The sequence below is a fragment of the Castellaniella daejeonensis genome (assembly GCF_039523555.1).
GTDB classification, from domain to species: domain Bacteria; phylum Pseudomonadota; class Gammaproteobacteria; order Burkholderiales; family Burkholderiaceae_B; genus Castellaniella; species Castellaniella daejeonensis.
Window position 1 is genome coordinate 311,313 of the sequence record NZ_BAAAFN010000004.1, and the last position, 10,682, is coordinate 321,994.

9 protein-coding genes are annotated in these 10,682 nt (G+C 68.6%); 4 read left to right on the top strand and 5 right to left on the bottom strand.

All coding sequences use genetic code 11. The annotated features are described in order from the left end of the window. The first annotated feature begins 59 nt into the window (after window positions 1–59). Window positions 60–1,247: a phosphoglycerate kinase gene (locus ABD022_RS01705; protein WP_343819701.1), complete on the top strand. Its 1,188-nt coding sequence runs from the start codon at window positions 60–62 to the stop codon at window positions 1,245–1,247. A gap of 162 nt (window positions 1,248–1,409) precedes the next feature. Beyond that, window positions 1,410–2,240, top strand: a complete 831-nt coding sequence (locus ABD022_RS01710) for a bifunctional allantoicase/(S)-ureidoglycine aminohydrolase (RefSeq protein ID WP_325124662.1) — start codon at window positions 1,410–1,412, stop codon at window positions 2,238–2,240. 9 nt (window positions 2,241–2,249) lie between these two features. Here ABD022_RS01710 and ABD022_RS01715 read toward each other — a convergent pair whose 3' ends face one another. Together ABD022_RS01715 and ABD022_RS01720 are read right to left on the bottom strand one after the other, a co-directional pair. After that, entirely contained in the window at window positions 2,250–3,197 is a 948-nt protein-coding gene (locus ABD022_RS01715; RefSeq protein WP_325124700.1) for a LysR substrate-binding domain-containing protein, read from the bottom strand. Between the two features lie 76 nt (window positions 3,198–3,273). Next, window positions 3,274–5,439, bottom strand: a complete 2,166-nt coding sequence (locus tag ABD022_RS01720; protein WP_343819702.1) for a heavy metal translocating P-type ATPase — start codon at window positions 5,437–5,439, stop codon at window positions 3,274–3,276. A gap of 122 nt (window positions 5,440–5,561) precedes the next feature. Between ABD022_RS01720 and cadR the strand changes: the two genes are divergently transcribed. Beyond that, window positions 5,562–5,993 carry a Cd(II)/Pb(II)-responsive transcriptional regulator gene (cadR, locus tag ABD022_RS01725; RefSeq protein ID WP_343819704.1) on the top strand — a complete coding sequence of 144 codons (432 nt, stop codon included), beginning with the start codon at window positions 5,562–5,564 and terminating at the stop codon, window positions 5,991–5,993. An 18-nt stretch (window positions 5,994–6,011) separates the two neighbouring features. Here cadR and ABD022_RS01730 read toward each other — a convergent pair whose 3' ends face one another. The 3 genes from ABD022_RS01730 to ABD022_RS01740 all read right to left on the bottom strand — a co-directional run bounded on the left by ABD022_RS01730 (window position 6,012) and on the right by ABD022_RS01740 (window position 9,359). Further along, complete coding sequence (locus ABD022_RS01730) at window positions 6,012–6,905, bottom strand: cation diffusion facilitator family transporter (RefSeq protein ID WP_325124659.1); 894 nt, start codon at window positions 6,903–6,905, stop codon at window positions 6,012–6,014. 18 nt (window positions 6,906–6,923) lie between these two features. Next, window positions 6,924–8,993: a methionine--tRNA ligase gene (gene metG, locus ABD022_RS01735; RefSeq protein WP_325124699.1), complete on the bottom strand. Its 2,070-nt coding sequence runs from the start codon at window positions 8,991–8,993 to the stop codon at window positions 6,924–6,926. An 87-nt stretch (window positions 8,994–9,080) separates the two neighbouring features. Further along, window positions 9,081–9,359 carry a hypothetical protein gene (locus tag ABD022_RS01740; protein ID WP_325124658.1) on the bottom strand — a complete coding sequence of 93 codons (279 nt, stop codon included), beginning with the start codon at window positions 9,357–9,359 and terminating at the stop codon, window positions 9,081–9,083. A gap of 186 nt (window positions 9,360–9,545) precedes the next feature. On the opposite strand from ABD022_RS01740, the gene apbC reads away from it, so the two are divergent. Then, window positions 9,546–10,631: an iron-sulfur cluster carrier protein ApbC gene (gene apbC / locus ABD022_RS01745; protein ID WP_343819707.1), complete on the top strand. Its 1,086-nt coding sequence runs from the start codon at window positions 9,546–9,548 to the stop codon at window positions 10,629–10,631. Window positions 10,632–10,682 lie beyond the last annotated feature (51 nt).

The window sequence follows — 10,682 nt, forward strand, 5'->3', positions numbered from 1 at the left end:
TATCCGGAACACGCGACGGCGTCCGTGCCGCTATCGAACCCGACCCGAGGACTTCTTCCATGACCATACAGACTCTTTCCGGCCTGGCGCAGGCCGATGCCCTGGCGGGCAAGCGCGTCTTCATCCGTTCCGATCTGAACGTGCCGCTGGACCAGGGCCGCATCACCGAGGACACCCGCATCCGGGCTTCGGTGCCGGCGATCCGGATGGCTCTCGATGCGGGCGCTTCGGTGATGGTGACTTCCCACCTGGGCCGCCCCAAGGAAGGCACGGTCGGCCCGGACGACACGCTGCGGCCCGTGGCCGAGCGCCTGGCCGAACTGCTGGGCCGACCGGTGCGGCTGGTGGCCGACTGGGTCGGCGGCGTGGACCTGGCGCCCGGCGAGGTCGTGCTGCTGGAAAACTGCCGCTGCAATCCCGGCGAAAAGAAGAACGATCCCGAACTGGCGCGCCGCATGGCCGCGCTGTGCGACGTCTATGTCAACGACGCCTTCGGGACGGCGCACCGCGCCGAGGCCACCACCGAAGGCATTGCGCATTATGCGCCGGTGGCCTGCGCCGGCCCGCTGCTGGAAGCCGAACTGGACGCCCTGGGCAGGGCGCTGCAGTCGCCCCGCCGCCCGATGGCGGCCATCGTCGGGGGCTCCAAGGTCTCCACCAAGCTGTCCATCCTGCAGTCCCTGGCCGAAAAGGTCGATCAGCTGATCGTGGGCGGCGGCATTGCCAACACGTTCATGCTGGCCGCGGGCCTGCCCATCGGCAAGTCGCTGGCCGAACCCGACCAGGTCGACCAGGCCAGGGCCGTCATGGACGCCATGCGGGCGCGCGGCGTCGAAGTGCCCATTCCGGTGGACGTGGTGGTGGCGACATCCTTTGCCGCCGACGCCCGGGCCACCGTGAAGGATGCGGCCGATGTCGGCCCGGACGACCTGATCCTGGACATCGGGCCGCGTACCGCTGCCGCCCTGGCGGACCAGCTGCGCAAGGCCGGCACGATCATCTGGAACGGCCCCGTCGGGGTTTTCGAGTTCGAGTCCTTCGCCGGCGGCACCCGGGCCATCGCCCAGGCCATCGCGGCTTCCGATGGTTTTTCCATCGCGGGCGGCGGCGACACCCTGGCGGCCATCGCCAAGTTCGGCATCACCGACCAGGTCGGCTACATCTCCACCGGCGGTGGCGCCTTCCTGGAATTCCTGGAAGGCAAGACATTGCCCGCCGTTGCCGCCCTGGAGGCGCGGGCGAACTGATGCGGCGTGCAGCCGGATTTCCATCCATTTAAAAAATGGATAGTGTGAATTCCAATATTTAATTGGTAAATATAACAGTCGTCCGTTAAGGTGGGGCATCCGTTCAGGATGCCCACCCACGGCCCCCGGCGAGGGGTCGCAACGCCGACTCGTGGAGTTCACATGTCCAGGACTTACTATGCGCCGCATGGCGGCCATCCCCCGCAGACTGATCTGCTGACCGACCGCGCGATGTTCACCGAGGCATACGCCGTCATTCCGAAGGGCGTGATGCGTGACATCGTCACCAGCCACCTGCCGTTCTGGGACAACACCCGGCTGTGGGTGCTGGCGCGGCCCCTGTCGGGTTTTGCCGAAACCTTTTCGCAGTACATCGTCGAAGTCGGCGCAGGGGGCGGCAGCGATCTGCCCGAGCAGGATCCCGAGGCCGAAGGCGTGCTGTTCGTCGTCGAAGGCGAGATCGAACTGACCCTGGCCGGCCAGAAGCATGTCCTTTCGCCCGGCGGCTACGCCTTCATTCCGCCGTCCTCGGACTGGACCCTGCGCAACCGGGCAGCCGGGGCCGCCCGGTTCCACTGGATCCGCAAGCGCTACCAGGCCGTGGACGGGCTGCCCTTTCCGGAGGCCTTCGTCACCAACGAGCAGGACGTCGAGCCCATTCCCATGCCGGGCACCGAGGGCCGCTGGGTCACCACGCGCTTCGTGGACATGGCCGACATGCGCCACGACATGCATGTGAACATCGTCACGTTCCAGCCCGGCGGCATCATTCCCTTTGCGGAAACCCATGTGATGGAGCATGGCCTGTACGTGCTGGAAGGCCAGGCGGTCTATCGCCTGAACCAGGACTGGGTCGAAGTCCAGGCGGGGGATTTCATGTGGCTGCGCGCCTTCTGTCCGCAGGCCTGCTACGCGGGCGGCCCCGGCCCGTTCCGCTATCTGCTGTACAAGGACGTGAATCGCCACGCCGCCCTGACGCTTGGGAATCTCTGAGCGCTTTCTTCAGGGATCCGCTTGCGGGAAATCCGGCGTGCCGGCCTCCGGGCCGGGCCGGCATGCCGGCGGCGGCTCCTCGGCCAGCATGTTCGCCAGGGCCTGGGCCAGGGCCTGGACCGTGGCGTCCGCCGTCGGACGGTGGAACAGCCCGATCTCATAGTCGTCGACGGCCGGCAGGCCTTCGCGGGGACCGAGGATGGCGTGGTCCGGCGTCACGGTGCGCAGGGGCAGCAGGCTGATGCCCAGACCGGCGGCCACGGCGTGCTGGATGCCGTTCAAGCTGGAGCAGGTATAGGCGATGCGCCAGTTCCTGCCCATGGCCTCGATGGCGCAGATGATGTCCTCGCGGTACAGGCCCCGGGGCGGAAAGGTCACCAGCGGTACAGGATCGGTCCGCAGGCATGGATGGCGCGCGCTGTCGATCCAGGCCAGGGTTTCCGGCCGGCTGGCAACGGCCGGACGGCTGTTGCGGCGCTGCTTGACCAGGATGAGGTCCAGTTCACCCCGGTCGTAGCTGGCCGCCAGCCCGGAACACAGGCCGCTGGTGATCTCCAGCTTGACCCGGGGGTGGCTGCGGCTGAAGTCCGCCAGGACCTGCGTCGCGCGGCTGGCGACGAAATCCTCGGGCACGCCCAGGCGAACGGTGGCGGCAACCGCCGCGCCCGCCATGACGTCCAGGATCTGGTCGTTGAGCGCCAGCAGGTGGCGCGCATGGCCGAGCAGGGACTGGCCGGCGTCGGTCGGCAGGACCTCGCGGCCGCCCCGGTCCAGCAGGCGGTGGCCGACCAGGTCTTCGAGCCGGCGGATCTTCTGGCTGACGGTGGATTGCGTGGAGTGCAGTCGGGCCGCCGCCGCGGTGAAGCTGCCGCAGTCCGCCACGGCGACGAACGCCTTCAGCAGGTCCGGATCGATGAGCGGCCGGTGGGGCACAGGGGGGATCGCGCTGGATTCCATGTCGTCGCCCGCTGCACGCGGGGCTTCCGTTTCGAGCATGAAGATTATCCAGCATCCGGGCATGCCCGGGGTAGGTTCATCGCCGCAGCAGCCGCAGGCCGTTGCCCACCACCAGCAGACTGGCGCCCACGTCGGCGAACACCGCCATCCACAGGGTGCCCAGTCCGGCAACCGTCAGGACCAGGAACACCGCCTTGATGCCCAGGGCGACGGCGATGTTCTGCACCAGGATCCGGTGGGTGGCATGCGACAACCGGATGAACCAGGGAATCTTGCGCAGATCGTCGTCCATCAGGGCGACGTCTGCGGTTTCGATGGCTGCGTCCGTGCCCATGGCCCCCATGGCGAAGCCCACGTCGGCTCGCGCCAGGGCGGGTGCGTCGTTGATGCCGTCGCCCACCATGCCCACGGCCTGGCCGGGCCGGGCCAGGGTCTCGATGGTGCGCAGTTTGTCTTCCGGCAGCAGATCGCCCTGGGCGCGGTCGATGCCGGCCTGCGCGGCGATGGCTGCCACGGTGTGCGGATTGTCGCCCGACAGCATCAGGGTGCGCACCCCCAGCGCATGCAGGGACCGGATGGCTGCGGCGCTGTCCGGCCGGAGCGTGTCTGCGACGGCGTACAGGGCCAGCACGCGCTGCTCGTCGGCCAGCAGCACCACCGTACGGCCCTGGCGTTCCAGGGCTTCGAGCTCGGCCTCGAGGGCGGGCGAGCACAGCCCGCGTTCGTGCACCAGGCGGTGATTGCCCAGCGTATGGGAAACGCCGTCGAGCGTGCCCTGCACGCCGCGTCCCGGCAGGGCGGTGAACGCATCGACCGTTCCGCAGGCGGCTTCATCGAGGCCGCGGGCGACCGCCAGCGAGACCGGGTGGTCCGAGCAGCCCGCCAGGGCGGCGGCGCGGGCATGGCAGTCCCCGGCTTCGAGGGGGCCCAGGATGCGGGTGTCGGTGAGCGTCGGCTGGCCCCGGGTCAGGGTGCCTGTCTTGTCCAGGGCCAGCCAGCGCAGTCTGCGCCCCTGTTCCAGGTAGGCGCCTCCCTTGATCAGGACGCCGTGACGGGCCGCCGCCGCCAGGCCGCTGACGATGGACACCGGCGTCGAGATCACCAGGGCGCAGGGGCAGGCGATCACCAGCAGCACCAGCGCCCGGTAGATCCAGTCGTACCAGCCGCCCAGGCCCAGCAGGGGCGGCAACAGCGCGACCCCGAGGGCCAGCAGCACCACCAGCGGCGTGTAGATGCGGGCAAAGCGATCCACGAAGCGTTGCGTGGGCGCGCGGGCGGACTGGGCCGATTCGATGGCGCGGATGATGTGCGCCAGGGTCGTTTCCCCCGCGGGCGCCAGCACACGGTATTCCAGCGTGCCGCTGCCATTGATGGTCCCCGCGTACACCGGATCGCCTTCCGCCTTGTCCACCGGCAGGCTTTCGCCGGTGATGGGAGACTGGTCGACCGCGGAGCGGCCGGAAACGACCCGGCCGTCCAGGGCGATGCGCTCGCCGGGACGCGTGCGCACCAGGGTGCCGGCCGCGACGCCGGCCGCCGGGGTCTCCCGCCACTGTCCGTCGGGCTGGAGGACGGTGGCGCGATCCGGCGCCAGCCGCAGCAGGCCCTGGACCGCCTGGCGCGCGCGGTCCAGCGAGCGCGCCTCGATCCGCTCGGCCAGGGTGAACAGGACCATCACCATGGCTGCCTCGGCCCATTGACCCAGGATCAGGGCCCCGGCGACGGCGATGCTCATCAGCGCGTTGATGTTGAGCTGGGCGTGCCGCAGGGCGGTCCAGCCCTTGCGGTAGGTGCCCAGGCCGCAGCCCGCGATGGCCACCAGGGCCAGGACGGCGGGAATGGCCCAGGGAGCCTGGGCCCAATGGGCGGCCTCGGCCGCCAGGGCGGCAGCGCCCGAGGCCGCCAGCGGCCACCAGGATTCCGCTGCGGGGGCCGCCTGGGGATGCGCAGCGGCCTGCCCGGCCTGCTCGGGCGTGAAGCCGAGTTCGCGGATCGACTGCAGGATCTGCTCCAGCGCCTCCGGCGCGTGAACGACGGTCAGTACCCGCCGCATCAGGTTGAAGTCCAGCGATCGCACGTCGGGCCGGGCGGCGAGCGCCCGGCGGATCAGGGCTTCTTCGGTGGGGCAGTCCATCTGCAGGATGCGCAGTTCGGTCCGCAGGTCAGTGTCCTGGCTCTGGCTGTGCGCATGGTTGTGGCAGGCGGGGTGGCCCGGGGCGTCGTGGCGGTGTGTGGGCGACATGACAGTTCCTGTACTGCGATCTATGATGGCAGTACACACCTTGTAGTCACTACAAGGTCAAGCGCCCCGGGCAGGCTGTGGATCCGGCCCGCCCGGCTGCGCCGCCTGCAGGAGGATGCCGCATGAAGATCGGCGAACTGGCCCGCGCCGCCCGTTGTTCCACCGAGACCGTCCGCTTCTACGAAAAGACCGGCCTGCTGCCCGAACCCGCCCGCAGCGAGGGCAACTACCGGCAGTATGGTCCGGCGCACCTGGAACGCCTGCGCTTCATCCGCAATTGCAGGGGGCTGGACATGGCGCACGAAGAGATCCGGGCGCTGCTGGGCATGATCGATCATCCGGGTCGCGATTGCAGCCCGATCAATCACCTGCTCGACGAGCACATCGAGCACGTCGGCGTGCGCCTGCGCGAACTGCAGCACCTGCAGCGGCAGCTGACCGGGTTGCGGGAACAATGTCGCGCCGAGCAGGCGGTCGATGCCTGCGGCATCGTGCAGGGGCTGGCGCGCATGGAGACGGCCGACGGCCCGGCGCGCGGCACGCATCTCGGCTGATCGATGCCGGCCCGCGTCCTAGACCGGGTCGAAGTGGGTCATCACGTCCAGCACCGGCAAGTCTTCCATGACGCGGCGCCGGGCCTCGACGGCGATGGCATGGCCGGCCTCGATGGTCAGCCGGCCATCCATTTCGATGTCGACCTCGACCCAGATCATGTCGCCCATCTTGCGGGTGCGCAGGTCGTGGATGCCGCGCACGCCGGGGGTGTCCAGGATGCGCTCGCGGATGGCCCGCTCGGTGTCGGCGTCGGCGGCGCGGTCCACCAGGTCGTTGAAGGCCTGCCAGGAGAATTTCCAGCCCATGCGCACGATCATCAGCCCCACCACCAGGGCGGCCAGGGGATCGGCCAGGGGCAGACCGGCCAGGTTGGCGCCCACCCCCATCGCCACCACCAGTGATGATGCCGCGTCCGAGCGGGCGTGCCAGGCGTTGGCCACCAGCAGGGTGGAGCGCACCCGATGGGCCACACGCAGCAGGTAGCGGAACAGCAGTTCCTTAGAGAGCAGGGCCAGTAGCGCGACGTAGAAGGCGGCCGGATGGACGACCGGGATCAGCTCGGGCGCCTGCAGGCGCTGGAAGCTGCCCCAGAGCATGCCCAGGCCGACGGCGGCCAGCAGCACGCCGATCCCCAGGGTGGCGGCCGTCTCGAAGCGCAGGTGCCCGTAGGGGTGGTCGGCGTCGGGGCCCTTGGCGCTGTGCTTGTTGGCGAACAGCACCAGGCCGTCGGACACCAGGTCCGACAGGGAGTGGATGGCATCGGCCACTAGGGCCTGGGACTGCGCGAACACGCCGATCACCAGCTGGACGCCGGTCAGCAGCAGGTTCACCCAGACGCTGACCCAGGTGCTGCGCCGGGCTGCGGCCTGGCGTTCCGGCGTATCGATGCGGGTGTCGGGCAGGGGAGACATGCCGGGCCTTGCGATGCTTCAGCGGATGCGCATGCCAGGCTGGGCGCCGTCCCAGGGTTCCAGGACGTAGATGCCGGCATCCGTGGCCTCGTCGGCGTGGCTGGCCGCCAGCACCATGCCTTCGGACACGCCGAAACGCATCTTGCGCGGCGCCAGGTTGGCCACCAGCACGGTCAGCTTGCCGACGAGATCCTCGGGCTTGTAGGCCGACTTGATGCCGGAAAAGACCTGGCGCAGGCGGCCTTCGCCCACGTCCAGCGACAGGCGCAGCAGCTTGTCGGAGCCTTCGACCTCGGTGCATTCGACGATGCGCGCGACGCGCAGGTCGATGCGGCCGAAGTCCTTGATGTCGATGGTGTCGGCGATGGGTTCTCCGCCCGGAACCGCGGCCGGCGCCTGGGGGGGCTCGAACAGGGCGTCGAGCTGGGCCGGATCGACGCGCTGCATCAGATGCTTGAAGGGGGCGATGTGCGCAGGCAGTTCGCCGGCGTCGGCCCAGACGTAGGTGCGGTCGCGGCCGAACAGCTCGCGGGCGACGCGCTCGGTGAGCGCCGGCAGCACCGGCGCGAGCATCACCGACAGGGCCTGGAAGCCGGCCAGGGCGCGCGAGCAGATGTCCTGCAGCGCGGCCTTTTGCGCGGGTTCGGCCTGGGCGATGCCTTTGGCGAGCACCCAGGGCTGGGCCGCGTCGAAGGCCTGGTTGATCTTGTCGGCCTGGGCCATGATCCGGCGGATGGCGCGGCCGTATTCACGCGTCTCGAAGTCGGCCCGCACCTGACCGGCGCAGTCGCGCAGTTCGGCCTGCATCGGGCCGGCGTCGCCGGCGTAGGCCAGCGCACCGTCGAAGTGGCGGGTGATGAAGGTGGCCGCCCGGCTGGCGATGTTGACGTACTTGCCGATCAGGTCGCTGTTGACGCGGGCGACGAAGTCGTCCGGGTTGAAGTCCAGGTCTTCGACGTGGGCGTTGAGCTTGGCGGCGATGTAGTAGCGCAGCCATTCGGCGTCCATGCCGATGTCCAGGTAGCGCAGCGGGGAGATCCCCGTGCCCCGGCTCTTGGACATCTTTTCGCCGCTGACCGTGATGAAGCCGTGCACGTGCAGCATGTCGGGGATCTTGCGGCCGGAGAACTTCAGCATCGCAGGCCAGAACAGGGCGTGGAAGTAGACGATGTCCTTGCCGATGAAGTGCACCTGCTCGGTGTCGCCGTCCGGCGACAGCAGGGCGTCGAAGTCCAGGCCGTTCTTGCGGCAGTAGGCCTTCAGGGAGGCCAGGTAGCCGACCGGAGCGTCGAGCCAGACGTAGAAGTACTTGCCCGGGGCGTCGGGGATGGGGATGCCGAAGTAGGGCTCGTCGCGGGAAATGTCCCAGTCGGCCAGGTTGGCTTCGGCGCCTTCGGCGGTGCCCAGCCATTCGCGCGTCTTGGCGAGGACTTCGGACTGCAGCCGGGCGGTGCCGTCGGCGCGCGTGCCCGTGGTCCATTCCTGCAGGAAGGCCACGCAGCGCGGGTCGGACAGGCGGAAGAAGAAGTGTTCCGAGCTGCGTAGCACCGGCCGCGCCTTGGTCAGGGTGGAATAGGGCTCGATCAGTTCTGTCGGGCTGTAGACGGCACCGCAGGATTCGCAGGAATCCCCGTACTGGTCCTTGGCGTGGCAGCGCGGGCATTCGCCCTTGATGTAGCGGTCGGGCAGGAACATGCCCTTGACCGGATCGTAGAACTGCTCGATCTCGCGGCTATCGATGAAGCCGGCCGCCTTCAGCGCGCGGTAGATGTCCTGCGACAGTTCGATGTTTTCCGGCGTGTCGGTGCTGTGCCAGTGGTCGAAGCGGATATGGAAGCCGTTCAGGTATTTCGGCCGCTCGGCGGCGTAGCGGCCCACCAGCGCCTGCGGCGTGATGCCTTCGGCCTGGGCCTTGAGCATGATGGGCGCGCCGTGGGCGTCGTCCGCCCCCACGAAGTGCACGGTGTGGCCCGCCATGCGCATCGCGCGCACCCAGGTGTCGGCCTGGATGTATTCCATGATGTGGCCGATATGGAACGAGCCATTGGCGTAGGGCAGGGCGGTGGTGACGAAGATCGTGCGCGGCATGGGGCGGAAAAAGGAAAAAAGGGGCAAAGGACTGATTCTATCAGTCCGCGCCCCTGCCATGCCGTGGCCGGATGGGGGTGTCGGGTCTTAGGGGATCTCGCGCATCTCGATGTCGGTCACGTCCCGTTCGCGGGCAGGCTGGCCGGCGGGACGCGACCAGGCGCCGGACCGCCGTGCCATGGACGGACGGCGGCGTTCGGCCCAGTAGGCCTTGACGCCGAAGGGCCGGCCTTGCAGCCGGGCGACGATGTACAGCACGCCGATCGCCAGGGCGGTCGATGCCATGAAGACGAACGCCATCACCAGGCCGAAAAAGGCGAGGATCAGAAACAGGACGGCGCGCAGGGTTTGCTGGATCAGGTTCATGAGGCTTGGACTCCCGTGGCCGGAAAAGGTTGCATGCGAGGCGCGATCGGGCGCCGGAAGTGGGGATGCGGCATCCGGTCCGATCCGGGGGGCGCGTCCATCACTTCCATATTGGGGTCAATCGGCGGATTTCCAGGGGAATCCGCTATGCTTCTGGTTTCGACTGTCTTCACCCCGAGCTCTCTTATGGCTACCACGATACAGGACATCCGCTCGATCCTGTCCAGGGTCATCAATCCCGATACCCGGAAAACGCTGGCGGTGACCGAACCCGACCTGCGGATCGTCGCCTCGGGCGACGCCTTCGACATCACTGTAACCCTGGGCTATCCCTTGTTCAATGGCGAGCAGGCCCTGGGGGCCGCCATCCGCGCCGCGCTGGAAGCGGCCGGCGTGCGCCTGGGCACGCTGGAATTCCAGTCCCGCATCGTCGCGCATGCGGTGCAGCGAGGCCTGCGCACGCTCGACAACGTGCGCAACATCATCGCCGTGGCTTCCGGCAAGGGCGGGGTCGGCAAGAGCACCACCGCCGTGAACCTGGCCCTGGCGCTGCACAGCCAGGGCGCGCGCGTCGGGCTGCTCGACGCCGATATCTACGGCCCCAGCGTGCCCATCATGCTGGGCCTGTCGGGCAAGCCCAAGAGCGTGGACGGCAAGAGCATGGAGCCCATGATCGGCCATGGCCTGCAGGCCAATTCCATCGGTTTCCTGATGGACGACGACGGCCCGGCGATTTGGCGCGGTCCCATGGTGACCCAGGCGCTGACCCAATTGCTGTCTCTTACAAATTGGAACAACCTGGATTATCTGATCGTGGACATGCCTCCGGGAACGGGCGATATTGCCCTCACCATGGCCCAGAAGGTTCCGCTCACGGGGGCGATCATCGTCACGACTCCCCAGGACCTGGCCCTGGCCGATGCCCGCAAGGGCCTGATCATGTTCCAGAAGGTGGATGTCCCGGTGCTGGGGATCGTCGAAAACATGTCCGTCCACGTGTGTTCCAACTGCGGACACGCCGAGCCGATCTTCGGCCAGGACGGCGGCCGCCAGCTGGCGGCAAGCTATCACTTGCCCTGGCTGGGCGCCTTGCCGCTGCAACTCGACATCCGCCAGGAAACCGACTCCGGCCGGCCCAGCGTCGTCGCTTCGCCCGATGGCGAGGCCGCCCGCCGCTACCAGGACATCGCCCGCCAGCTGGCCATCCACGTGGCGGGCCAGCCGCTGGACGATTCCGGCTCACGGCCCCGGGTCGTGGCGCGCACGACCTGATGCCGGGTGACTGCCTGAACGGATCCATGGTCAGGGTGCGCGGGCCGGACA

Excerpts from the sequence above, each read along its gene's own strand:
- ABD022_RS01710 (WP_325124662.1), top strand. The coding sequence starts at position 1,410 with ATGTCCAGGACTTACTATGCGCCGCATGGCGGCCATCCCCCGCAGACT.
- ABD022_RS01720 (WP_343819702.1), bottom strand. The coding sequence starts at position 5,439 with ATGTCGCCCACACACCGCCACGACGCCCCGGGCCACCCCGCCTGCCAC.
- ABD022_RS01740 (WP_325124658.1), bottom strand. The coding sequence starts at position 9,359 with ATGAACCTGATCCAGCAAACCCTGCGCGCCGTCCTGTTTCTGATCCTC.
- apbC (WP_343819707.1), top strand. The coding sequence starts at position 9,546 with ATGGCTACCACGATACAGGACATCCGCTCGATCCTGTCCAGGGTCATC.
- metG (WP_325124699.1), bottom strand. The coding sequence starts at position 8,993 with ATGCCGCGCACGATCTTCGTCACCACCGCCCTGCCCTACGCCAATGGC.
- cadR (WP_343819704.1), top strand. The coding sequence starts at position 5,562 with ATGAAGATCGGCGAACTGGCCCGCGCCGCCCGTTGTTCCACCGAGACC.
- ABD022_RS01705 (WP_343819701.1), top strand. The coding sequence starts at position 60 with ATGACCATACAGACTCTTTCCGGCCTGGCGCAGGCCGATGCCCTGGCG.
- ABD022_RS01715 (WP_325124700.1), bottom strand. The coding sequence starts at position 3,197 with ATGGAATCCAGCGCGATCCCCCCTGTGCCCCACCGGCCGCTCATCGAT.
- ABD022_RS01730 (WP_325124659.1), bottom strand. The coding sequence starts at position 6,905 with ATGTCTCCCCTGCCCGACACCCGCATCGATACGCCGGAACGCCAGGCC.